The organism is Streptococcus sp. 1F3, assembly GCF_054968985.1.
The window spans coordinates 1-23,364 of sequence record NZ_JBUEQR010000089.1 but is presented as its reverse complement, the minus strand read 5'-3'; the positions used below and the strand labels follow the sequence as shown (position 1 = coordinate 23,364).

Here is a 23,364-nt window from a genome sequence, read left to right as displayed (position 1 = left end):
TTGAAAACTTTAAAAAACGCATTTTGATTGCTTTAAACGTAAAGAAAGAGAGAACGAAGTTCGTCCTCTCTAGGTGTTAGCTTTTCATCTACCCACTACAGTTGACAAAGAGCCAAAAAATGAAGCAAGATTGGCAACAATGTCCAAACTTGCTCTTTTTAGTATTATTTCTGTTTCCCTTGAAATCTCCACTGAAACCGCAAGCGGTCATAGTAGGGAAAAAAAATGTATAATAAAGTAGTTGCTAATAGCCAACCACCGATAATATCTGTTGGATAATGAACGCCCACATAGATTCGCGAAACTCCTACCAACAGAGCAAGGACGATCACTCCTAGCTGTGAGAGACGCCTTAGACTAGGTTTTTTTAGGTGCTGTTGAATCAAAATAGCTAGGACACCTGCTACCATCAAGGTTGAGGCAGCATGCCAACTTGGAAAGGAATAACCAGTCGTATCAATCAACCATTCAATACTGGGTCTTGGGCGCTGGTAGATAGATTTTAGGGCTGTCGATAAAACTCCCATCGCCGCAAAACTAACCAGTATAAAATAGCTTTCTATTTTCCACTTCTTCCGGTAGCAAAAAATGGCTGTAGCCAAACAGATTGGCAGTAGGACTGCAACATTTCCAAGCAAGGTAATCTTGGTCCAAAACAGGGTTGCAAGCTCAGGAAAATTCCCGCGCAGAAAGGTCTGAATACGACTATCAAAGCCCGCTAGTTGTTGAGGATAGAATTTTACCATATATCCCAATATCACAAAGAAGAGGGCTGTAAAAGAAGCATTTCTGAAGTAAAGCTGTTTGTTTTTCATACGCGAAGTATAGGCTCATTTCTTTACAGTTTCCTTAAAAGTGGCTGACCTGCCTGGTACACTAGATAAAAGACGAGCGAGAAAATAATCCCTTCTAAGAGATTAAAGGGCAAGACCATACCAAATAAATAATTGCTCACACCTAAAATCTGTCGAATATCAAAGTTCGCAAAAGCTGCATAAACTGGAATGGCATAAACATAGTTTAAAACAAGCATTGCCAGTGTCAAACTTAGGGTAGCCAAGCCAGAAGCAAGGACATAATGCCTAAGGGTCTGTTGCTTACTCCACATCACATACAAGACAAGCATAAAGACTGCAAGAGCTACAATATTCATCGGTAAGCCAATTACTGTTGACGGACCACTATTATTGAACAAAAACTTGAGAACCGTCCGTATCAAGAGAATGCTAAAGGCAGAGCCTAGGTCTAACACCAACATTCCAATTAAGATAGGAATAATCGAAAAGTCAATTTCCAAGAAACTCGCTGACGGAATCAAGGGAAATTTTAGGTACATGAGCAGAAAAGAAACTGCTGAAAGAATGGCAATGACTGCCATTTTACGTGTATTCGTCATCTTCTTCCTCCAATTTTTAACAAATTAGAGAAGTGGGAAATCGATTTCATTGCACACTCTTATAGCCAAAAATACCTGATGTATCTTGCTATTCAAGCGACCACTCCATCTCTTTCCGTCTTCTCCCATCCAGACTATACTGTCGGTTGTGGAATTACACCACATCTGCTTGCGCTCGCGGACTATCACCGCCGGTAGGGAATTGCACCCTGCCCCGAAGACGAATACCCTATAAAAACCAACATCTCATACGGGGCAAAATGGAAGAGTTCATCCATATCAGCTCCCAATAATTGTGTTGCATTTTTATGAGTATTTCATTGGTGAATCTCTCCACCAATTCACCTCCCATCATATCAAAAAAGGCTTGCTGATGCAAGTCTCTACTATGTAATGACATATTCTGATTTTATAGTCTCTTCGTTTATATATATCATTGAGCACGCCCTAAATTCTGTGTGAAAAAGATAGGTAGCTGTTTCAGCTTTAGCTGATTACAGATGAGAATCCCTTTAGGGATAGGCTGAAAACCTCCCCCGGAGCTTTTCACTCGTCAAATTTCCTGTTTTACTGTATCCGTTGCGAACTTTGTTCGCTTACGGATACGGAAGAAACTATCCAGTGGAGAGTTTCTTCTCTTGGTACACTTTGTGGAGGCTGGGACAAAAAGATTTTGATTTTTGAAATTCTTTATCATCAAATCTTCAAATTGATAAATGAAATACAAAAAGCGAACAAACAAGAATGTTGAGTGTCCGAAAACCAGTTTTGTTCGTTTTTTATAGTTGAGGTTAGACTTTTGTCCCAGACTCGTTGGAAATAAAACGAGTGAAATTCGTGTCAAACGCTCTCGTATCTTGTTTTAATTGAACTCGGGCTACAACTCACTGAAAAAAAGACCAATCTCATTGGTTGCAAGACAACCTGCTTCGATTGTCTATTTTTTCTAGGAGTTGTTTTACGCTCTCGTATCTTAATTGAGTTCGGACTAAAAATGCTAGAAAAAAGATGAATCGTATTGATTACTAGCGTAATCTTCTCCGATTCCCTATTTTTCTTTCCATTTTCTTAACGTCCTCACATCTTATTTTAACTTATCAGTTTCATAATGGTGAATCAAGTCTAGGCCTGCAAATGCCTGTTGGCGTAGAGCTTCGTAAAGCACCATACAGACTGTATTGGAGACATTGAGACTACGGACATGCTCATCATTCATGGGAATCCGAAGGGCTTTTTCTGAGTATTTTCTCATAAAATCTTCTGGTAATCCCTTGTCCTCTCGTCCAAAAATAAAGTAATGGTGACAACCATCATCGTAAACTTCATCAGAATAGGTCTTTTCTGCAAACTTAGAAATCAAATGAACCTTACTTTCTCCCAGCTGATCCATAAAGTCATCCAAGCCATCATAAAAACGTACCTCTAACTTGTCCCAATAGTCTAGTCCTGCCCGCTTCATCTTGCGATCATCAATAGGAAAGCCCATGGGTTTGATAATATGGAGGGGGCTATTAGTAGCTGCACAAGTACGGGCGATATTCCCTGTATTTTGTGGAATTTGTGGCTCAAACAAGACCACATGGTTGCGAGATTGTACCTCTTGGTAAGATAATTCTTCAATATTCATCGTCTTTCCTCATACCTTTCAGCTCTATCATCTTTTATACTCTTTAAAAATCAAAAGGATACTTCGTCAACTTTTGATTTTTATGGAGTATGAATCTATATTTATCATTGCAAAAAAATAGCCACACTGCCCGGAGTCAAGCTCAGCAAACAGCATGGTGAATGAGGACTTCATTCACTTAAATCACAACAGGTTTGATTTAAATAAATGAAAATCTTGTTACTATTATAGCGCAAGCAACTAGGTGCGTCAAGCAATATCATTGAAAATTCCTCATTTTTTTCAATTTTTTCTCATGATGATGAGAAGCATCTCAAACAGCCCAATCTCAAAGTCCCATCAAGGATTTTCTAGCGGATTTTCATCCTATCAAAAGTCTAGGCGGGAAAGAACCTTCCTCACTCCTCTATCTGTTGGCGCTTCAGGCTAAAGTGATCTGGCACTGGGTCTTTTCCCCCTGCTACCAAAGGATGGCAACGCAGAATACGGGCTATTCCCATCAGAAAGCCTTTTAAGCCATGTTTTTGTAATGCCTCAATCATGTAGCTGGAGCAAGTCGGCTGATAGCGACAAGTCGGCGGAAAGAGAGGAGAGAGGAAACGTTGGTAGAGACGCACCAGTCCAATCAAGATCGTCGTCATTTTTTGGGCTTCTTCGTAACAGCAAGGGTATGAAGCTTGCTGATGTCTTTCTTATTCAATTTACGAGCTTCCCCAGGGCGAAGACCAGTTAGATCAAGATTCCCAAAGCGAGTCCGTGACAGTTTATCCACCTGCAAACCAACGGCTTCAAACATCTTCTTAACCTGATGGTTGCGCCCTTCATGAATCGTCAATTCAACAACCGAGCGTTGTTTTACGGGGTCTACTTTAAGAATCTGGTAAACAGCAGGCTTGGTTTTCTTCCCGTCAATCACGACACCTCGGGTTAGGGGACGCAAGACTTCTTTAGTGGCAATACCTTTGACACGCGCCACATAAACCTTGTCAATCTCATTGCGTGGGTGGATCATCTCATCTGTGAAATCCCCATCATTGGTCAAAATCAAGACTCCTGATGTATCCCAATCCAAGCGTCCTACGGGGTAAATCCGCTCTGTGACATGTGGCAAGAGATCAATCACAGTCTTTCTTCCCTTATCATCTGACACGCTTGAGATCACTCCTCGAGGTTTATTTAAAAGGTAGTAGACCTTTTCCTCATTGTAAATAGGCTGCCCTTCTACCTCAACCTTATCCCCAGATTTAATGATCGTGCCAAGCTCACGTACAAGCTGACCATTGACGGTTACCAAGCCCTGCTTAATCAGTTCTTCAGCCTTTCTCCGACTAGCAACTCCAGCATGAGCGATGTATTTATTGATTCTCATCTTCTTCTATCTCTTTTCTTTCTACGAATAATTCCGTTTCTTCATCTACCAAATCAAGCTCTGACACATCTGGTAATTCTTCTAAATGATTGATGCCCATATAATCGAGAAAATACTCCGTCGTAACATACAAGTTTGGACGACCCAATACTTCTTTCTTACCATTTTCCCGAATCAAATCAAAAGCCTGCAACTTACTGATTGCTCCACTTGAATTGACCCCACGAATGTTATCCACTTCAATCCTCGTAATCGGTTGTTTATAGGCGATAATAGACAAGGTTTCCAGTAAGGCACGGGACATCGACTGGTTCATCGGTGTTTTAGCATAGGTACGCAAAAGAGCTGCATACTCCTTTTTTGTGACTAATTTATAGCGGTTAGATGACTCTAAAATAGCGAGCCCTGACTGATGATCTTCCTGGTATTTTTCTATCAATTTTTCGAGTTGCTGTATCACAGCTGACGGCTGTAAATCAAGCATTTCAGCTATATTTCGTACCGTCAATCCCTCTTCCCCTGCTACAAATAGCAACACTTCAATCTCAGCTAATCGGCTCATTCTCACTCCTTATCAAGTAAATGTCTCCAAAATTTTCTGTCTGCTCCATTGTAATTTCCTTGCTTTTCACCATTTCAAGAGTAGCTAAAAAGATGGTAATAACTTCATTCATATCGCGGCTATGGACAAATAATTCTCGCAATACCAAGCGTTTGCCGGATTGAAACTGGCTACGAACGCGCACCATCATATCCTCAATCTTATATTCATCTCGAGCAATGGTTGTATGGCTCATTCGCAATTCTTCCTGCTTTTCAGCCATCACTTTTGAGAAAGCCAAGAAAATATCAATCACTGACTTGTCTTGATTCAAGGTCACATCATCATAAACCAATTCCAATTTGGGTTTTGAAAAATAGTGGGCACGCTCATCATGCTGCTCCTTTAATTTTTCACTGATAGCCTTAAAGGTTCGATATTCCTCTAACTGCAAGAGCAATTCTTGCTCGGGGTCATCTACAATATCTTCTTGTTCTACCACCTTGGGCAAGAGCCTGCGGCTCTTAATCAGCATCAACTGGCTAGCCATGACCATATACTCACCTGCGATTTCAAGACGCATAGCCTGCAAGGTCGCAATATAGGCAAGGTACTGCTCAATAACTTCGGTAATCGGGACTTCGTAGATATCCATTTGGTACTTGGATACCAAGTGAAGAAGCAAATCAAGAGGGCCTTCAAAATCTTTTAATTTAATATCCATGTTTATACTTTTCCAGACTAACCGTCGTTTTTAATCCCAGATGTTTGGCAATCTCTGCCACATCCTTTCCAGCCTCTAGCTGGCTGAGGATAAATTGCTGGCGCAACTTCTGGGCTGTCCACTCCGACTTTCCTTGCTCCTCCAAAAATTCACTCAAACGATTGAAAAACCATTGACGGGAATAGGAAGAACCATCCTTGTCAAAAAGGTATTGTCCCTCTTTTCCTTCTAAACGTGATAAGAGTTGAGTTGGAATCGGTAAAATCCGCTTCCGACCAGACTTTGTAATCGTCAAAATCTGAAAATTTAAATCGATATCTGACTGCTTGATAACTGCTAACTCGCTTGGCAACAAGCCCAGATAGGCAATCAAGAGGGCAATCAGCTGACCGTCCGCATACTGACTCTTCTCCCACAAAAAACTCCTATCTTCCAAGCGAACAACCGTAGGTTGCGGTAAAACCTGCTGCGGTACTTTCACCTTATAATAACGTTCCACCTGTCCTTGGTCGTAGAGATAGTACAAGAATTGATTGATTGTAGACAATTTGCGCTTTTGAGCAGCTGGCTTTAACCCTTCTAAAAATGCCTGATAAAGTGCCAACTTAGAAGGGGTAGGTTTCCCTTCACACTGCTTCATAAACTGCTGTAAATCATAGAGATAGGAGACCTTCGAATTTTCAGATAGGTTTTTAGTCTCCAAAAATGCCTGAATAGTATCTGTCATTTCGTTCATCATTTTGATCCAAATGTAAAATTATGAAGTAAGGCGTTAACAGCCTTTAAAATTGATTTTCGAGTAATAATTCCTAAAAATTCTCCTGCCTCACCCACGACTGGTAAAAAGGCTTGATCGACCAATTTTCGCATCACTTCTTCCAAATGATAATTGGCTCCAACTGTTGCGACATCCTTTTTTACAATCAAAGAAATATCCATGTTTAGCTGATCTTCTGTCAAGGCATTTTCAGTCTGATACAGGATGATTTCTCTCAAGCCAATGGTCCCTACAAATTGGTTTTCTTCGGTAACAACAGGTACACGTGAGTAGGTCATATGACTGAGTAAAAGCTTGGCATGGTCAATATTATGGGTATCAATAATCACTGCCAGCTTATTGGCTGGAGTTAAGAAGGTTTCTTCCTGGGCTAGGAGAAAGGTTTCAAATTCACGTGCAATCATCTAGAAATATCCTTTGTTAATGGCGCGTAGACTTTGTGGTCACGATTATAATACTCAATATGAATATGGTCCTCAAAAATCGTGAGAATGGCATAGAGGCATTCTGTAATCAACCCACGTGGTTGGCGAATGGAGCCCGGATTGACAAAGAGGGTCTTGCTCCTCACTCTTGCATCAGGAATATGCAAATGTCCATAAAGACAGATGTCCGCTCCTACTTCTTCTGCCCAATAATCAAGCCTCAACCAGCTAAAATTGATACCATAAAGATGACCATGCGTTTGTGCTACAGTCACATCTCCAAGCTGAACGACAAGTTGATCTTTATAGGCAGAATCGTAGTCGCAATTTCCTCCAACGACATAAATACCTTCCCAGAGAGGATCATTGGCTTCCAATTCTGAATCCCCATTATGAAAAATGGCATCAACCTTGCCCAAATAGCGTCTTTTTACTTCTTCAACAATCATGCGGTCGCCATGTGAATCACTCATTACTAAGAGTGTTTGATATTCTGTTCTTGCCATACCGGAAATACCTCTACTAATTTTTTAAGTGCTTGCGCACGGTGAGAAAGACTATTTTTTTCTTCCAAGGTCAACTGAGCTGCTGTCTGGCCTGTCTCTCCAACCAAGAAAAGCGGATCATAGCCAAAGCCATTTTCTCCTTGGGGAACCGTTGCTATATAGCCCGCCCAATCTGCTTCAACGACGAGACTCTCCGCATTTGGTGCTGCCACAACCAAGGTACAATGGAATTGGGCTGAACGGTCTTTTACTTCAAAGACCATCGCTAGTTCATGGAGCAATTTGGCGTTATTGCGGGCATCGGTCGCATCAGGACCTGAAAAACGAGCGGACCAAACACCTGGCATACCACCGAGCTTATCAACTTTAAGCCCTGAATCATCTGCGAGTACCATCTTCCCTGTCAAATTGGCGATTGTTTCCGCCTTCAGACGGGCATTTTCTTCAAAGGTGCTCCCAGTCTCTGCCACATCTGGAAGCTCGGGATAATGATTGAGATTTTCCACCTTATAGCCCAATTTTTCAAAAAATTGACGAAATTCTGCCGTCTTTCCCTCGTTTTTTGTCGCAATTAAAATGGTGTCCCCAATCGCTGACTGTGTATCATCGGTCTGCCCAAAGAAGTTGTCGATATTTACTCCTTCTCGAGGTAGCCAAATAGCCACAATCTGTCGACCTTCCAAGATTAGAACAGCCCCCTTGTGCTGAACAACAGACAAGTTGCGTCCCAGCTCTTCATTGATGATTTGGATTAGAAAGGTCAGAAAAGGAAGCACCGAGCTCACTTTTACAAGATGTACCTGTAACCCCTCCAGAGATAGGGCCCCTACCAATTGATCAAAACCATTCTCAACAAGGTGCTCCTTTTCTTCAGTGCCAAAATAGGTCAAGGAGTTCTCCTTATCCCATTTACCAATATACCATTCATTGCCATCTTTATATTCGTATATTTTTCCTGTCATAATCTTACCTGCTCCACCTGTATCTCTTTTCCTAGCCAGTTTTCTGCAATTTCCCGAAAAGCCCTTGGGCTAGCCGTTGTGTAAAAGATATGTTGTGGCTCCTCTGCCATCCGACTGTGATTGATTTCAAAATAATTCAGTAAGACCGAAATATCCCGCGCACACTCTGCCCCACTATCAATCAAGGTCACATCCTGCCCCAAGACATTTTGGATAATGGGAGAGAGCAGGGGATAATGCGTACAGCCTAATACAACTGTATCGACCTTTCCTTTCATATTCGTCAGGGTTTCATAGACCACTTTTTTTGCCAAACTAGATTGGTAATTATTTGACTCCACCAAGGGGACAAATTTAGGACAGGCAAGACTGGTTACCTGGGTATCAGGAGAAAGTGCTTGAATCTTTTCCCGATAAATATCTGACTGAATAGTCATGACTGTACCTAGGACACCAATATTCCCTGTTTTTGATGCCTTGATAGCCGATGAAGCCCCCGGCAAAATGACACCGAGAACCGGAATCTCCAACTTTGCCTTCACTTCTTCCCAAGCAACTGCTGTTGCTGTATTACAAGCAAAAACAATCATCTTCACATTCTTTGTGAGTAAAAATTCAACCAACTCCCAAGTATATTCCCGAATCTGGTCAGCAGGACGCGGACCATAGGGAGCTCTGGCAGAATCTCCAATATACACAATTTCTTCGTGGGGAAGCTGGCGCATCAATTCGCGCACCACTGTCAAGCCTCCCACACCTGAATCTAAAAATCCAATAGGTCGATTATCCATCATTTTTCCTTACTGCATATGGCTCTTCCTCTTCTTCAAGGATTGAATAGTACCTTGTTCAGCCTAATCACTAGCCATACGACTGATTATTTTCATCATTTCTTGCAGCGCTCAAACACCGCTTCCTTTACTAACCAACTCGCATCAGCCAAAGCCCAAGCAAAGGAAACGAAAAGACTGTATAGTCATTTAGTTTACCTTTTATTCCTTAGATGATTGTGGAAACTCCGTTTCCCCTATTTCCAACTTCCAATAGTCTGGAAGATGATTGGAAGTCACTTTGCCGTACTCTACGATTGTTACTGACTATCGTCAGTATGATTTCCAACCTTCAACAGTCATTAGACTGTTGAAGCAGCCTGCAGCTCCTTGCCTAGTATTAAAGGTAAACGAAACGACTATAAAAGAAGCTCCCCCTAAAAAAGGGAGAGTGAGGACAGTCGATTTTCTACTATTTCGACTGGTGTCCCACTTCCCCCTCTTGATTATTTTTTCTTAGTCGCTATTTTTTGTTGACTCTTGATCTGGCGAAGCACTTGCTGTACCTTAGCTTCACTTGGTTTTTGGCCCATCTGGCTCATCATAGCACGGAGGGCATTTTCATCTAAAACAGGTTTATCTGCGATATAGTTTTCTACCTGCTTGCGTGACAGATAAATTCCCAAAGCAACACCACCAGCAAAAGCTGCGATAATCAATACAATTACAATACCTAAATTCATGGTTATCTCCTGTTTTCTAAATAACAAATTCAATTCCCCTTATTATACCAAATTTACAGGGGATTTCCAAGATTTATCTTACATTTCATTTTTCTCTTTCTGTATCTTTCTGTATCAGGTAAAAACTGCATCTTTCCAGTCATCTGTCATAAGGACAGAAAAAGGTGGCAAGGAAAATGAATCGAAAAATCCCTCAATACCGGTATCCTCAACTCCCAGTATTATTCTCCGCCTAATATTCCTGTATCAATATTGTAGATCAAGTCTTTTCCCGTTTCAAAATTGCCTTCAGTCCCTTGTACCTCTGTTAGAGCTTCCTGCCTTAAAATATAGATCTTATCATCTTCACGGAAAGCTAAGCCTTTTTCTTTTAGGAGCTGATGATCTTTTAACAATTGAACAGTGGACGCACTTAGATAAGGACCGTACTTGGCATTTGTCTCCGTATTCACCGCATACACGCCGTCCTCCCTTGCAAATATAAATAAAGGAGTCAGGGTGTTCTCGTAGGCTTCAATCTTGTCTAAAACGATTGTCCCTGATGAATCTTTCAGGCTATAACCAGCCCCTTCCCGCTCCAGTTTATAATCATTCAAGTACATTTCATTGACAATTCTTGCCAGACCTGTTGTCACCTCCTTACTCGGGGTCAGTTGGCTTTCATTTGTAAACTGCTTGACAACTTGTGCTTGTCTCATTCCTTCTGCTTCTTTATTTCGCTCTACTTGTCGATGATAACGGTAGGCAATACGAAACACTAAAGCGAGTATAAACAGCCATAACCACTTCTTATCTTTCATTTTATTCCCACCTTATTTCTCAAAATCAAAACCATATAGGGTTGCAAAATAATCTTCCGGTCTTTCTGCCCGGCGAATCATTCGTGCCCTGCCGTCTTCTTGGAGCAGGATTTCAGCAGAACGTAGGCGACCATTATAGTTATAGCCCATTGAAAATCCATGCGCACCTGTATCATGGATAAGCAGTATATCGCCTACTGCTGCCTGTGGCAATTCCCGCTGAACCGCAAATTTATCATTGTTTTCACACAAAGAACCAACCACGTCCACCACTTCGACCGGTGCATCTGGACGACTGATATTGGTGATATGATGGTAGGCTCCATAAAAGGCTGGACGCATTAGATTGGTTGCTGAAGCATCTACTCCAATATAGGTTCGATAGGTTTTCTTGCGGTGGAGAACCTTGGTCACCAAATGTCCATGAGGAGCTAGCATAAAGCGACCTAGTTCGGTATAAATGCTCACCTCTCCCATACCAGCTGGTACCAAGACTTCTTCATAGACCTTGCGGACCCCCTCGCCAATGACCAGAATATCATTGGCTTTCTGCTCTGGATGATAGTTGACCCCGATCCCACCAGACAGGTTGATAAAGTCTAGCACCACACCTGTCTGCTCTCGAATGTCAAGTGCCAGTTCAAATAATTGTCTCGCTAGGACTGGATAGTAATCATTGGTGACAGTATTGGAAGCTAAAAAGGCATGGAGTCCAAACTCTTTAACCCCCTCCGCTTTCAAATCCCGATACCCTTGTAGCAGTTGTTCCTTGGTCATTCCAAACTTGGACTCTTCTGGATGATCCATGATGTCTGTACCGAGTGAAAATACTCCACCGGGATTGTAGCGAAGACAGACAACATCTGGAATCCCTGCCACTTCTTTCAAAAACTCGATATGCTCATAGGCATCTAAATTGACAATGGCTCCCACTTTTCTAGCATAGCGAAATTCTGACCCTTGAGTATCGTTGGAAGTGAACATGATATCTTTAAAACCCAACTGCTCACTCATCATCACCTCAACATCTGTCGCACAATCAACCCCGCAACCTTCTTCCTGCAAAATCTTTAAAATAGCTGGTGTCGGAGTAGCCTTGACTGCAAAATACTCCTTAAAGCCCTTATTCCAAGAAAAAGCCCGGTACAAGGCACGCGCCTTCTCACGAATCCCCCTCTCATCATATAAGTGAAAAGGAGTTGGAAAGTCTGCTGTCAGCAGCTCTAAGGCCTCTTTACTGATAAATGGTTCCTTGCTCATACCCTACCTCGACGAATTTTTTACTATTATACCATACTTTTAGAACAATTGCTCTAGTCTTTTAGTTTGCTTTAAAAACGTATGTCTATAGGCTGAAAAATCAAAAGTGACAAATAAAAGGCGAGTAGGTTCTTACAAGTCAAAATCTTCTTCTAACTTGGCGATCATCTCCCGAAGCAACCCCTTATTGGCATCAAATTTGATATTCTTGTCTGTTGAATTAAAGAGCAAGAGCTGGGCATTGAGGAGTTTTTGGGTATGAAAGGAAACAGCAGCACCCGTAATAGCCAACTCCTCAGCAATATCCTTGCTCTTGGCATGCGGTTTGGTCAGTGCCACCATAACCTTATAGCGCGTCTCATCACTCATGATCTTCAAGGTCTTGGTCAGTAGCTCCTCATCAATCGACTGATCCATCAGTAGGATTTGATCAATATCCACCGAAGCACACAAGGTGATTGGATAGAGCTTGAAATAGCGATTATAGAAATAGAGAAATTGCACCAACCAAGGGCTCAGAACCAAAAATTGAATCACATCATAGCCCAAATCTTCGACACCACTCGACTTGTATAAGCCATGTTCTCCATAGATTTCTTCATAAGAAAAACGATCAGCAAATGCCATGCGTTGCGGCTGAAATTGCTCATAATACGGGCGATATAAAGGTGCAAGTTCTAAGATCAAACCTACTTGCTCATGTATGGTCTCTAGGGGGGTGCGAATGGCCTGGAACCATTTCCATTTATCCTCATCTTTCAGGTTCGTCTGCTCAAGAGCAACAATTAAGTCTATTTTTTCAGTATATTCCTCCTGATTGATACTTGCTAGAGCAAGGCGAATTGCTCGCTTTGCCATGTCTTGGGAAACATTAACTAGCAAATCACAGGCTTCTTCTACCGTCTTAGGATCTCTGCCTTCTTCAAGCAATTCAAAATACAGAAAATGAAGAAAGCTAAAGTTAGCTCCGAACAAGTAGGCTGATAAGCGTTCACCCCTATCCTCAAAAACAGATTCTAATTGCTTTTGAACCAGTAGAGCTTCTTGTAAGATGAGCTTTTTTTTCTGGTTCCAGCTCTCTTGACTAGCCGCTATTTGATTTTTTAGCATAAAAGGTATGTATAAAAATTCAACAATTTCACTACGATGTTTGCTATATCTTAATTCCATAACGCTCTTTTCTATTCTTCTACCTCAGATAGGATATTTCTTATAGTATAGACCAAAAGGGCTATAGAAAGCAAGAGAAATATAGATGGATGACCCAAGCAGTACAAGCCGTAGTCAAGACTGAACGAGCCTTTGTGTGACTGGCAGATTCTTATACTCTTCAAAGATGAAATTCCAACGTTATCAGCGTCACCTTGCCCTACACTACAGTGGTCACTTGCTTTTACCAGCTCTATTTCTCACCTGATATAGTCCGCAAAGCTGTAGAGGCAACTCCTAGACAACATGGACAATTGAAACAGGTTATCTGACAACCAACAAGATGGACCCTCGCTTTCCGATTTCTTAGCTCGGGTTAGACAAATCCACTTGAGTAAACCTCTCTCACCTATAGTCTGTCATTAAGAAAGGGTAATAATCTCAGTGAAATAGGACTTTAAATCTTCCTGCAAGTGGTGCGAAATCATCACGACTGTCCTATCTGGATCCGTGAGTAATGTCTCCTCAATCATGTGGGCTGTCAGCGTATCCACTGCTGATGTAGCCTCATCTAGTAAGATAATTGGTAGCTTCCGTATTAAGATTCGAGCAAGAGCAATCCGCTGTTTTTCCCCACCTGAAAACCGCTCTCCTAATTCTCCCACATGTTCTTCTAACTGATTTGGCAATCTCCTGACTAACTCTTCCAATCCTACCTGTTTGAGCACCAGCCAAACATCCCTATCGCTAAATCTATCTCCCAAGCAGATATTAAATCGAATACTATCTGTAAATAAGAAAACATCTTGGGTCATGTAGCCAATCCGTTGCGAAAAATTCACATCTTTTCTCGGAACATAAGGCTGAGTATCCACTCGAATTTCCCCCTCTTCACAAGTCAAACGTCCCAATAGTAATTTGAGTATCGTGGACTTCCCACTTCCACTTTTTCCAATTAAAGCGTACTTCCCTCCGCAATTTATTTGAAAATTCAAATCTTTAAAAATCTGCTTCCCCTCATAAGAGTGCCCTACTTCAGAAAAAGAAATACTATTTATTCGTTGCGGAAACTTTTCCTCTTCTAAAGCAACAACTGTCATCAAAGAACGTAGTTGCTCATCTGTCCCCCGTAATTTAGCATATAGATCTGTCAGATTACCTGAAGATTCTAAAAAGATAGACAAGATGGTCGGTGCAGATACAACTGCTCCAAGACTAATCTTTCCCTGACCAATCAAAATAATCGTAAAAGCAAAAATCAATATTTCAAACAAACGCTGTACACTTTGATACGTCAAAAGGGCAAACGACATCAGACGTGCAATCTCATACTCTTGTTCTTCCCTTTGTTGCTGCCGTTCCTCTATTTTTTGTGGCAATAAATGCAGTTGCTTCAGATTCTTCAGCACATCATAACCAGCTATATATTCTTTTAAGCGGCTAGTAAACTGTCCATTTAAGAAAGATAAATTCGTATAACCTTGGCTAATTTTCTTCCCAAACCTACCTCCTACGGCAAATAAAACGAGCATTGAAAAGAAAGCAAAACCAGCTAACCAACCACTAATCAGGATAAGAAACCAAAAGGAAACCATTGCTAAGACCAGGGAGCGACTGAGGGATAGCAAGGGATTCAAAAGATAGGTCGCCACAACTTCAAGAGTGTAGGTGTAGCTGGTCAAATGTTCCCCTTCTTTCAATCCATGGAAACTTTTGTAACTCATGTTCTCAATATTCCTACTGATGTATTTGCCGAGCGTAAGCTTCCATGCTTTGATAATCCGTGCATTGAGAATGCGAATATAACTATTTAAACACTCGACCAAAACCAGAAGTAGAATGAGAAAACCAATCTGAAACCAGACTTGGCTAGACCGCTCCAAAATCGCATCTAAAACCCTCATTCTGCCATAGATAGTATACAGACTGCCGATAGCTGTCACCAAGGTAAGTAAGAGCGAAAGACTGACTTTCCCCCTCTCTTTTTTACAAAGTATAACAATATCTTTCATAGAATCCTCACTTTATATTTATTAAACAAATGTTTAATAATAGTTTACATCTTTCTCAAAATAAATCAAGTATATACTTAATAAATATTAAATAATTATTTCTCCATCTATTTTTACTAAAATAATGGTAAATCTTTTTATTTTTTAAAACTTTTTATTATAATTTTACAAGAGGTGAAAAATGTGAAAAAAATTGCTTTTGATTCAACTAAATACTTACAGTTACAGCGTGACCATATTTTAGAACGTATCCAACAATTTGATGGAAAATTGTATATGGAATTTGGCGGAAAAATGCTGGAAGATTTCCACGCAGCCCGCGTTTTACCTGGTTATGAGCCTGATAATAAAATCAAACTCCTACAAGAATTAAAGGAACAGGTGGAGATCGTTATTGCTATTAACGCAAGTAATATCGAGCATTCCAAAGCACGGGGTGATCTTGGTATTTCCTACAATCAGGAAGTCCTACGTTTGATAGACACCTTTAATGATCTAGGCATCTATGTCGGTTCTGTTGTGATTACCCAATACACCAACCAGGCAGCTGCTGACATGTTCCGCCACCAGTTAGAAAAAAATGGTATCACGTCCTACCTACACTACCCTATCAAGGGCTATCCATCCGATATTGACCATATTATTTCTCCTGAGGGGATGGGGAAAAATGACTATATCAAAACCAGTCGTAACTTGATTGTCGTAACAGCTCCTGGTCCTGGTTCTGGTAAGTTGGCAACTTGTATCTCCCAGCTCTACCATGACCAACTGCATGGAATCAAAGCGGGATATGCTAAATTTGAGACCTTTCCTGTCTGGAATTTACCGCTCCATCACCCTGTCAACCTTGCCTATGAAGCTGCAACAGCAGACTTAGATGACCTCAATATGATTGACCCCTTCCACTTGCAAACCTATGGCAAAACAGCGGTCAACTACAACCGTGACATCGAGGTCTTCCCTGTACTCAATCGGACATTCGAGCGTATCTTAGACAAATCTCCTTATGCGTCACCGACAGACATGGGTGTCAACATGGTAGGCTATTCGATTGTGGATGAAGAGGCAGCGATTGCTGCTTCTAAGGAAGAAATTATCCGTCGCTACTACCAAACCTTGGTTGATTTCAAGGCAGAACGAGTACCAGAATCTGCTGTGAAAAAGATTGAACTCTTGATGAATGAAGTCGGTGTTTCAGTCAAGGATCGCAAGGTGACGATTGCTGCACGCGCAAAAGCTGAAGCAACAGGTCAGCCAGCCCTCGCTATTGAATTACCAAATGGTGAGATTGTGACCGGTAAAACATCTGAACTCTTTGGACCATCCGCTGCTGTCATCATCAATGCTATTAAAAAGCTAGCCAATATCGATAAGGCAACCCACTTGATTGAGCCTGAGTATGTCAAACCCATTCAAAATCTCAAGATCAATCACCTCGGCAATCGCAATCCGCGCTTGCACTCTAGTGAACTTCTGATTGCCCTTGCCATTACTGCGATGAACAAGGCAGAAGCAGACCTTGCCATGAAACAACTGGGAAATCTAAAGGGTAGCGAATGCCACTCTACTGTGACCCTACCAGAAGAAGACCGCAATGTACTACGAAAACTCGGCATCAACGTCACCTTTGACCCCCATTATCAGCACAATAAGTTTTATCACAAACCATAAACGAAAAAACCAGCTTAGAATCCTATCAAGCTGGTTTTTATAACCTTTTTCAATAAAAAGCAAAAGTAGACTAGCTTTCACAATTAAGAATTGTGAAAGCTTGGAAATGAGAGTAGCACCGCTCATTTCCTTCTAATCGAAGCCCAAGGTAGAACGAGCCTTCACCAAGGCAAGTTGACGAAGGATCCTTTTGATTTTTAAAGAGTATTAGGCTAAACTCGAGCTACAACTCACTGTCAGTAAAACGAATCCAATGGATTTGTTTTACCCGAGCTGAAAAACTGGAAAGCGAGGATACATCTCATTGATTACAAGACAGACTGCTGCGATTGTCTATTTTTTCTAGGAGTTGCTTCACCAGTCTCTTTCAGACTGGTGAAGGTTGGAAATAAAACGAGTGAAAATCGTGTCAAACGCTCTCGTATCTTAGATAAAAAAAAGAGGTGATAAACCTCTTTTTGTTCAATTATTCAGACCAAAGCTCAATTGTTTACTTAACTATTGGCTCCATCTACCGTCACATACTCTTTTTGGAGTTCAAGAACTTCTTCTGCTGTTGCGCATTCTGTCAATGCACGGTTTGCATATTCCTGCATCTTAGTAGTATCCAATTGTTTCATCAAGCTACGTGTACGAAGAACAGAAGTCGCACTCATTGAGAACTCATCCAAGCCCATACCCACTAGAAGTGGTACTGCCTGTTGATCCCCTGCCATTTCTCCACACATTCCAGCCCATTTACCTTCTGCATGTGCTGCCTTAATCACATTGTTGATTAAACGAAGAATGGATGGGTTGTATGGTTGGTAGAGATATGAAACTTGCTCATTCATCCGGTCAGCAGCCATCGTGTATTGGATAAGGTCATTTGTACCGATTGAGAAGAAATCGACTTCTTTTGCAAATTGATCCGCCAGCATTGCTGCTGCTGGAATCTCAATCATGATTCCGACCTGAATATTATCTGCAACTGCTACGCCTTCTGCAATCAATTTTGCTTTTTCTTCTTCATAGATTGCCTTTGCTGCACGGAATTCCGTAATGAGAGCCACCATTGGGAACATGATGCGTAATTGACCATGAACAGACGAACGAAGGAGGGCACGTAATTGTGTTCGGAACATTTGATTGCCTGTCTCAGAGATAGAGATACGAAGGGCACGGAAACCAAGGAATGGATTCATTTCATGTGGGAGGTCGAAATAAGGAAGTTCCTTGTCCCCACCGATATCCATTGTACGAACGACAACTGGTTTCCCATTCATTCCTTCAAGAACAGCCTTATAGGCTTCGTACTGCTCATCTTCTGTTGGGAAATCTTGTGAATCCATGTACAGAAACTCCGTACGATACAGACCTACAGCTTCTGCACCATTATCGTTTACACCTTCAACGTCTTTCGGTGTACCGATGTTCGCTGCAAGCTCAAAATGCTTGCCGTCAGCTGTTACAGTTTGTGCATCTTTCAAAAGTGCCCACTCTGCTTTTTGCTTAGCATAGGCTTCACCAGCTGCTTTAAATGTTGCAATTTCTTCTTCTGACGGATTGATAATGACTTCACCAGTAATCCCATTTACCGCAAGAACATCGCCTTCTTTTACAATTTCAGTAATGTTATTTGTACCAAGAACAGCCGCAATCTCAAGGGTACGAGCCATGATCGCTGAATGGCTCGTACGACCACCGATATTGGTGACAAAGGCTTTTACAAAGTTCTTATCTAATTGTGCTGTATCAGATGGTGTCAAATCATGTGCAATCACGATTGACTCTTCTGAAATCGCTGCAGGATTCGGCAAGCGAACCCCCAACAAGTGGGCAAGAACCCGCTTGGTCACATCGCGAATATCTGCTGCACGCTCTTGCATATAAGGATTGTCGTCCATGCCTTCAAAGATAGCGATAAACATGTCTGTGACTTCTGTCAATCCACTTTCAGCGTTGATTTTTTTCGCACGAATCGTTTCTTTTATCTGACCGACCATTTCTGGATCAGCAAGAACCATCAAATGGGCATCAAAAACGGCTGCCGCTTCTTCACCAAGGCTAGCTACTGCGTTCTCTCTAATAACAGAAAGCTCGTTTTGTGACGCTTCTAAAGCAGCATCCAAACGAGCTTCTTCTGCATCTGTATCTGTAACTGTAACAGTTTCAAACGACAAATCTGGTTGAACGAGTAGATATGCCTTAGCAACCGCAACACCGTCCGATGCTGCAATTCCTTTTAGCATTTCTGTCATACTCTTACGCCAAACCTTCCTTGTCCATTGTTTCAGTGATTGCTGCGATTGCATCGTCAGCATCAGCACCTTCAGCAGTGATTGTCACATCAGCACCTTGACCAACACCAAGGCTCATAACACCCATGATCGATTTAAGGTTTACTGATTTGTCTTTATAGTTCAAAGTGATGTCTGAAGCAAATTTGCTAGCTGTTTGCACAAGCAATGTTGCTGGACGTGCGTGAATACCTGTTTCTGCCACAATGTGGAAATCTTTTGAAGCCATATTTGGATTCTCCTTTATTTTTTTCAATATTGAAGGTTCGTTGTGATAACCCTTACAAAGCACATTATACCATTTCTTGAAATCATTTTCAAGAATTTTTTACCTTTCTTTCAAAATCCATATCCGTCAGAAGCAAGGCCAAATGTGCCTCCCCCTGCAATCAGATGAAACCATTTTGTAAACAATCTGAAAAAACAATCCAGTTGGATAAAAGCTATAGTTACACTATATATAGTGTTTATCAAATAAAAACGATACTATATTTAGTTTTTAGGTTGACAATTTTCCTGTTTCATTGTATCCTATATGGGTGATTAAAAAAGGAGAAATGTATGATTACTGTTTACTCAAAAAATGATTGTGTCCAATGCAAGATGACCAAGCGTTTCCTAGACCAACACCAAGTTCCATTCAAGGAAATCAACCTTGATGAACAACCTGAATTTATCGAACATGTCAAAAACCTAGGATTTTCTGCAGCACCTGTCATTGAGACAGAGACAGGAAATTTTTCTGGTTTTCAACCTGGAAAATTAAAAAATCTTATTTCAGCTTAGTTATCTACCAGTGAAGAACATAGAAAGAGTGACTATATGAGTTTGAAAGAACTAGGGGATGTTTCTTATTTCCGTCTTAACAATGAAATCAACCGTCCAATCAATGGACAAATTCCACTTCACAAGGACCAAGAAGCCCTCAAAGCCTTTTTCAAGGAAAACGTACTGCCAAATACCAAAGCATTTGCGAGCATTACAGATAAAATCCAATACCTATTGGAAGAAAACTATCTTGAGCAAGCCTTTTTGGAGCAATATAGCCCTGCCTTTATCGAAAAATTAGCACAGTTCTTGAAAGATCAAAACTTCCGTTTCAAATCTTTCATGGCAGCCTATAAATTCTACAACCAGTATGCCCTTAAGACAAACGATGGGGCTTATTACTTAGAAAGCATGGAAGATCGGGTCCTCTTCAATGCTCTTTACTTTGCAGAAGGCAACGAAGCATTAGCCATGGACTTGGCTAATGAAATGATTCACCTCCGCTATCAGCCGGCAACTCCAAGTTTTTTAAATGCAGGACGTGCCCGTCGGGGAGAGTTGGTCTCTTGTTTCCTCATTCAAGTAACAGATGATATGAATGCCATTGGGCGTTCCATCAACTCTGCCCTCCAGCTTTCCCGTATCGGGGGTGGGGTCGGAATTTCCCTCAGCAACTTACGTGAAGCCGGTGCACCAATCAAGGGCTACGAAGGGGCTGCATCTGGGGTTGTTCCTGTCATGAAGCTATTTGAGGATAGTTTTTCTTACTCCAATCAGCTGGGACAACGTCAGGGAGCTGGTGTGGTCTACCTTGATGTCTTTCATCCAGACATCATCGCCTTTCTTTCTACTAAGAAGGAAAATGCTGACGAGAAGGTTCGGGTCAAAACACTTTCTCTTGGTATTACCATTCCAGATAAGTTCTATGAATTGGCTCGTAACAATGAAGACATGTACCTCTTTAGCCCGTACTCAGTCGAGCGTGAATACGGTGTCCCATATAGCTACATTGATATTACTGAAAAATACGATGAATTAGTCGCAAATCCAAACATTCGTAAAAGCAAGATTAAGGCTCGTGATTTGGAGACCGAAATTTCAAAACTCCAACAAGAATCAGGCTATCCTTATGTCATCAATATTGATACAGCCAACCGTAGCAATCCTGTAGACGGCAAGATTATCATGTCTAATCTTTGTTCAGAAATTCTCCAAGTTCAGGTACCAAGCGAATTGAACGACTCACAAGAGTACCTCAAAATGGGAACAGATGTCTCCTGTAACCTTGGTTCAACCAATATTGTCAATCTTATGAAATCACCTGATTTTGGGCGTTCTGTCCGCACCATGACACGTGCTCTCACTTATGTAACAGACCACTCCCATATTTCAGCTGTTCCATCCATTGAGCATGGAAATAGTCAAGCTCACTCCATCGGACTTGGAGCCATGGGCTTACATAGCTTTCTTGCCCAACATTTGATTGAATATGGATCTGTAGAAGCCGTTGAATTTACCAACATCTACTTTATGCTTCTCAACTACTGGACCCTTGTCGAATCAAACAATATTGCCCGTGAACGCAAGATGAGCTTCCACAACTTTAACAAGTCAAAATATGCAGACGGTTCTTACTTTGATAAGTATATTACCGGCGACTATCAACCACAATCTGCCCGTGTGAAAGAACTCTTTGAAGGTATCTTTATCCCGAGTGGACAAGACTGGGCAGCACTTCGCGATAAGGTGCAGGCAGATGGTCTCTACCACCAAAATCGCCTAGCAGTTGCTCCAAATGGCTCTATCAGCTACATCAACGATGTGTCTGCTTCCATTCACCCGATCACCCAGCGAATTGAAGAACGTCAAGAAAAGAAAATCGGTAAAATCTACTATCCCGCAGCTGGACTTGCAACAGAAACCATTCCATTTTACAGATCAGCCTATGATATGGATATGCGAAAAGTCATCGATGTCTATGCTGCTGCAACAGAGCACGTTGACCAAGGACTATCTCTCACTCTCTTCATGCGTAGCGATATTCCACAAGGTCTCTACGAATGGAAAACTGAAAATAAACAGACAACACGTGACCTTTCCATCTTGCGTAACTATGCCTTCAATAAGGGCGTAAAATCAATTTACTATGTCCGTACCTTTACAGATGATGGAGAAGAAGTCGGGGCAAACCAGTGTGAGAGCTGTGTGATTTAAGATGGAAACGAAACTGGGGAAAATCTAGCAATCATCAAGAGTGATTGTCCATACTTGACCCTAGACATAAAAGAGCGAGGTTCAGCGAGACCTTAGAATTCTGTATTCACCGTTCAGCACTTCCATCTAAGGCTCGTTTTTTGCTCATATAAAAGCACTTTACTTGTGAATACAGGTTCTTAAAATCACGATTACCTCCGCTCTTCTTGGACAGACCACTATCCTTTTAGACGATGGGATAAAAATATGATATAATGGTCTGAATACTGTAATAGAAAGTGATACTTATGGAAACCTACTATAAAGCCATAAACTGGAACGCTATTGAAGATGTCATCGATAAGTCAACTTGGGAAAAATTGACGGAGCAATTCTGGCTCGACACTCGTATTCCACTCTCAAATGACTTAGATGACTGGCGTAAATTAAGCGTTGAAGAAAAAGACCTCGTTGGAAAAGTCTTTGGGGGATTGACCCTTCTTGATACCCTCCAATCCGAAACAGGAGTCCAAGCACTTCGTCAGGATATTCGGACACCACATGAAGAAGCTGTCTATAACAATATTCAGTTCATGGAATCTGTCCATGCCAAGTCCTACTCCTCTATCTTTTCAACCCTGAATACAAAATCTGAAATTGATGAGATCTTTGACTGGACAAACCGAAACGATTACCTCCAACGCAAGGCGAAAATCATCAATGAAATTTACGAAACAGGGACACCTCTAGAGAAAAAAGTAGCCAGCGTTTTCTTGGAAACCTTCCTCTTCTATTCTGGTTTTTTCACACCACTTTACTACCTTGGAAATAATAAGCTCGCGAATGTAGCAGAGATTATCAAACTCATCATTCGCGATGAGTCTGTACACGGAACCTATATCGGTTACAAATTCCAGCTTGGTTTTAACGAGTTGACAGAAAGCGAGCAAGACAAACTCCGCGACTGGATGTATGACCTCCTCTACCAACTCTATGAAAATGAAGAAGGCTATACAGAAAGTCTCTATGACGGTGTTGGCTGGACTGAGGAAGTCAAGACCTTCCTTCGCTACAATGCCAATAAAGCCCTCATGAACTTGGGGCAAGACCCGCTCTTTCCTGATTCAGCCGATGATGTCAATCCGATTGTCATGAATGGGATCTCAACAGGGACCTCCAACCATGACTTCTTCTCCCAAGTCGGAAATGGTTACCTCCTTGGTACTGTAGAGGCCATGCAAGATAAGGACTACCTCTACGGTCTATCTGAATAACAAGGCTCTTTGTCAACTGTAGTGGGTTGATGAAAAGCTAACATCGTGAGAGGACGAACTTCGTTCTCTCTTTCTTTACGTTTAAAGCAATCAAAATGCGTTTTTTAAAGTTTTCAA

General features: G+C 41.5%; 22 protein-coding genes, 1 pseudogene and 1 riboswitch. Of the genes and pseudogenes, 4 read left to right on the top strand and 19 right to left on the bottom strand.

The genetic code is table 11. The annotated features are described in order from the left end of the window. Positions 1-164: 164 nt before the first annotated feature. From ACVPON_RS08275 to ACVPON_RS08195, 17 genes and pseudogenes are all read right to left on the bottom strand, one after another. Positions 165-815, bottom strand: coding sequence for a phosphatase PAP2 family protein (locus ACVPON_RS08275; RefSeq protein WP_462878155.1), 651 nt, complete (start codon positions 813-815; stop codon positions 165-167). 23 nt (positions 816-838) lie between these two features. Continuing rightward, positions 839-1,405: pseudogene (locus ACVPON_RS08270) on the bottom strand (ECF transporter S component); the annotation flags it as partial. A gap of 104 nt (positions 1,406-1,509) precedes the next feature. Continuing rightward, a riboswitch (FMN riboswitch) is annotated at positions 1,510-1,622 on the bottom strand. An 858-nt stretch (positions 1,623-2,480) separates the two neighbouring features. Continuing rightward, positions 2,481-3,023, bottom strand: coding sequence for a tRNA (cytidine(34)-2'-O)-methyltransferase (locus ACVPON_RS08265; protein WP_462878154.1), 543 nt, complete (start codon positions 3,021-3,023; stop codon positions 2,481-2,483). A gap of 398 nt (positions 3,024-3,421) precedes the next feature. After that, positions 3,422-3,664 (bottom strand): membrane protein insertion efficiency factor YidD, encoded by a 243-nt coding sequence (gene yidD, locus ACVPON_RS08260; protein ID WP_462878153.1) that lies wholly within the window; start codon positions 3,662-3,664, stop codon positions 3,422-3,424. Beyond that, positions 3,661-4,392, bottom strand: a complete 732-nt coding sequence (locus ACVPON_RS08255) for a pseudouridine synthase (protein ID WP_462878152.1) — start codon at positions 4,390-4,392, stop codon at positions 3,661-3,663. The genes yidD and ACVPON_RS08255 overlap by 4 nt, the downstream gene beginning before the upstream one ends. Next, complete coding sequence (gene scpB / locus ACVPON_RS08250) at positions 4,379-4,954, bottom strand: SMC-Scp complex subunit ScpB (RefSeq protein WP_462878151.1); 576 nt, start codon at positions 4,952-4,954, stop codon at positions 4,379-4,381. Before scpB ends, ACVPON_RS08255 begins: the two co-directional genes overlap by 14 nt. Then, entirely contained in the window at positions 4,938-5,657 is a 720-nt protein-coding gene (locus ACVPON_RS08245) for a segregation/condensation protein A (RefSeq protein ID WP_462878150.1), read from the bottom strand. The genes scpB and ACVPON_RS08245 overlap by 17 nt, the downstream gene beginning before the upstream one ends. Then, positions 5,647-6,384 (bottom strand): site-specific tyrosine recombinase XerD, encoded by a 738-nt coding sequence (xerD, locus tag ACVPON_RS08240; protein WP_462878149.1) that lies wholly within the window; start codon positions 6,382-6,384, stop codon positions 5,647-5,649. Before xerD ends, ACVPON_RS08245 begins: the two co-directional genes overlap by 11 nt. Positions 6,385-6,392: 8 nt before the next feature. Then, positions 6,393-6,839: a cyclic-di-AMP-binding protein CbpB gene (gene cbpB, locus ACVPON_RS08235; protein ID WP_462878148.1), complete on the bottom strand. Its 447-nt coding sequence runs from the start codon at positions 6,837-6,839 to the stop codon at positions 6,393-6,395. Then, positions 6,836-7,366, bottom strand: a complete 531-nt coding sequence (locus ACVPON_RS08230) for a metallophosphoesterase (protein WP_462878147.1) — start codon at positions 7,364-7,366, stop codon at positions 6,836-6,838. Before ACVPON_RS08230 ends, cbpB begins: the two co-directional genes overlap by 4 nt. Continuing rightward, complete coding sequence (locus tag ACVPON_RS08225) at positions 7,336-8,328, bottom strand: nucleoside-triphosphate diphosphatase (protein WP_462878146.1); 993 nt, start codon at positions 8,326-8,328, stop codon at positions 7,336-7,338. The genes ACVPON_RS08230 and ACVPON_RS08225 overlap by 31 nt, the downstream gene beginning before the upstream one ends. Further along, positions 8,325-9,119, bottom strand: a complete 795-nt coding sequence (gene racE / locus ACVPON_RS08220) for a glutamate racemase (protein ID WP_462878145.1) — start codon at positions 9,117-9,119, stop codon at positions 8,325-8,327. Before racE ends, ACVPON_RS08225 begins: the two co-directional genes overlap by 4 nt. Before the next feature lie 485 nt (positions 9,120-9,604). After that, on the bottom strand, positions 9,605-9,841 hold the full coding sequence (locus ACVPON_RS08215) for a YneF family protein (RefSeq protein WP_462878144.1): 237 nt from the start codon (positions 9,839-9,841) through the stop codon (positions 9,605-9,607). Between the two features lie 221 nt (positions 9,842-10,062). Further along, entirely contained in the window at positions 10,063-10,641 is a 579-nt protein-coding gene (locus ACVPON_RS08210; protein ID WP_462878143.1) for a hypothetical protein, read from the bottom strand. 12 nt (positions 10,642-10,653) lie between these two features. After that, complete coding sequence (locus ACVPON_RS08205; protein WP_462878142.1) at positions 10,654-11,901, bottom strand: diaminopimelate decarboxylase; 1,248 nt, start codon at positions 11,899-11,901, stop codon at positions 10,654-10,656. A gap of 132 nt (positions 11,902-12,033) precedes the next feature. Next, positions 12,034-13,011, bottom strand: a complete 978-nt coding sequence (locus ACVPON_RS08200; RefSeq protein WP_462878141.1) for an ArsR/SmtB family transcription factor — start codon at positions 13,009-13,011, stop codon at positions 12,034-12,036. Between the two features lie 461 nt (positions 13,012-13,472). After that, positions 13,473-15,062, bottom strand: coding sequence for an ATP-binding cassette domain-containing protein (locus ACVPON_RS08195; RefSeq protein ID WP_462878140.1), 1,590 nt, complete (start codon positions 15,060-15,062; stop codon positions 13,473-13,475). A gap of 183 nt (positions 15,063-15,245) precedes the next feature. Here ACVPON_RS08195 and ACVPON_RS08190 point away from each other — a divergent pair, with 183 nt between their 5' ends. Continuing rightward, positions 15,246-16,733, top strand: a complete 1,488-nt coding sequence (locus ACVPON_RS08190; RefSeq protein WP_462878139.1) for a DUF1846 domain-containing protein — start codon at positions 15,246-15,248, stop codon at positions 16,731-16,733. 494 nt (positions 16,734-17,227) lie between these two features. Here ACVPON_RS08190 and ptsP read toward each other — a convergent pair whose 3' ends face one another. Both ptsP and ACVPON_RS08180 read right to left on the bottom strand, forming a co-directional pair. After that, positions 17,228-18,973: a phosphoenolpyruvate--protein phosphotransferase gene (ptsP, locus tag ACVPON_RS08185; RefSeq protein WP_462878138.1), complete on the bottom strand. Its 1,746-nt coding sequence runs from the start codon at positions 18,971-18,973 to the stop codon at positions 17,228-17,230. 4 nt (positions 18,974-18,977) lie between these two features. Further along, positions 18,978-19,241, bottom strand: a complete 264-nt coding sequence (locus ACVPON_RS08180) for a phosphocarrier protein HPr (RefSeq protein ID WP_018378296.1) — start codon at positions 19,239-19,241, stop codon at positions 18,978-18,980. A gap of 332 nt (positions 19,242-19,573) precedes the next feature. Here ACVPON_RS08180 and nrdH point away from each other — a divergent pair, with 332 nt between their 5' ends. The 3 genes from nrdH to nrdF all read left to right on the top strand — a co-directional run bounded on the left by nrdH (position 19,574) and on the right by nrdF (position 23,247). Further along, positions 19,574-19,798: a glutaredoxin-like protein NrdH gene (gene nrdH, locus ACVPON_RS08175; RefSeq protein ID WP_462878137.1), complete on the top strand. Its 225-nt coding sequence runs from the start codon at positions 19,574-19,576 to the stop codon at positions 19,796-19,798. A 36-nt stretch (positions 19,799-19,834) separates the two neighbouring features. Further along, positions 19,835-21,994 carry a class 1b ribonucleoside-diphosphate reductase subunit alpha gene (gene nrdE, locus ACVPON_RS08170; RefSeq protein ID WP_462878136.1) on the top strand — a complete coding sequence of 720 codons (2,160 nt, stop codon included), beginning with the start codon at positions 19,835-19,837 and terminating at the stop codon, positions 21,992-21,994. A 287-nt stretch (positions 21,995-22,281) separates the two neighbouring features. Next, positions 22,282-23,247, top strand: a complete 966-nt coding sequence (gene nrdF / locus ACVPON_RS08165) for a class 1b ribonucleoside-diphosphate reductase subunit beta (RefSeq protein ID WP_462878135.1) — start codon at positions 22,282-22,284, stop codon at positions 23,245-23,247. Positions 23,248-23,364: the final 117 nt, after the last annotated feature.

Coding starts and splice junctions, on each gene's coding strand:
- nrdE (WP_462878136.1), top strand. CDS start 19,835: ATGAGTTTGAAAGAACTAGGGGATGTTTCTTATTTCCGTCTTAACAAT.
- ACVPON_RS08180 (WP_018378296.1), bottom strand. CDS start 19,241: ATGGCTTCAAAAGATTTCCACATTGTGGCAGAAACAGGTATTCACGCA.
- ptsP (WP_462878138.1), bottom strand. CDS start 18,973: ATGACAGAAATGCTAAAAGGAATTGCAGCATCGGACGGTGTTGCGGTT.
- scpB (WP_462878151.1), bottom strand. CDS start 4,954: ATGAGCCGATTAGCTGAGATTGAAGTGTTGCTATTTGTAGCAGGGGAA.
- ACVPON_RS08210 (WP_462878143.1), bottom strand. CDS start 10,641: ATGAAAGATAAGAAGTGGTTATGGCTGTTTATACTCGCTTTAGTGTTT.
- ACVPON_RS08230 (WP_462878147.1), bottom strand. CDS start 7,366: ATGGCAAGAACAGAATATCAAACACTCTTAGTAATGAGTGATTCACAT.
- ACVPON_RS08200 (WP_462878141.1), bottom strand. CDS start 13,011: ATGCTAAAAAATCAAATAGCGGCTAGTCAAGAGAGCTGGAACCAGAAA.
- ACVPON_RS08275 (WP_462878155.1), bottom strand. CDS start 815: ATGAAAAACAAACAGCTTTACTTCAGAAATGCTTCTTTTACAGCCCTC.
- ACVPON_RS08245 (WP_462878150.1), bottom strand. CDS start 5,657: ATGGATATTAAATTAAAAGATTTTGAAGGCCCTCTTGATTTGCTTCTT.
- ACVPON_RS08225 (WP_462878146.1), bottom strand. CDS start 8,328: ATGACAGGAAAAATATACGAATATAAAGATGGCAATGAATGGTATATT.
- ACVPON_RS08215 (WP_462878144.1), bottom strand. CDS start 9,841: ATGAATTTAGGTATTGTAATTGTATTGATTATCGCAGCTTTTGCTGGT.
- nrdF (WP_462878135.1), top strand. CDS start 22,282: ATGGAAACCTACTATAAAGCCATAAACTGGAACGCTATTGAAGATGTC.
- ACVPON_RS08255 (WP_462878152.1), bottom strand. CDS start 4,392: ATGAGAATCAATAAATACATCGCTCATGCTGGAGTTGCTAGTCGGAGA.
- cbpB (WP_462878148.1), bottom strand. CDS start 6,839: ATGATTGCACGTGAATTTGAAACCTTTCTCCTAGCCCAGGAAGAAACC.
- nrdH (WP_462878137.1), top strand. CDS start 19,574: ATGATTACTGTTTACTCAAAAAATGATTGTGTCCAATGCAAGATGACC.
- ACVPON_RS08195 (WP_462878140.1), bottom strand. CDS start 15,062: ATGAAAGATATTGTTATACTTTGTAAAAAAGAGAGGGGGAAAGTCAGT.
- racE (WP_462878145.1), bottom strand. CDS start 9,119: ATGGATAATCGACCTATTGGATTTTTAGATTCAGGTGTGGGAGGCTTG.
- yidD (WP_462878153.1), bottom strand. CDS start 3,664: ATGACGACGATCTTGATTGGACTGGTGCGTCTCTACCAACGTTTCCTC.
- xerD (WP_462878149.1), bottom strand. CDS start 6,384: ATGACAGATACTATTCAGGCATTTTTGGAGACTAAAAACCTATCTGAA.
- ACVPON_RS08265 (WP_462878154.1), bottom strand. CDS start 3,023: ATGAATATTGAAGAATTATCTTACCAAGAGGTACAATCTCGCAACCAT.
- ACVPON_RS08205 (WP_462878142.1), bottom strand. CDS start 11,901: ATGAGCAAGGAACCATTTATCAGTAAAGAGGCCTTAGAGCTGCTGACA.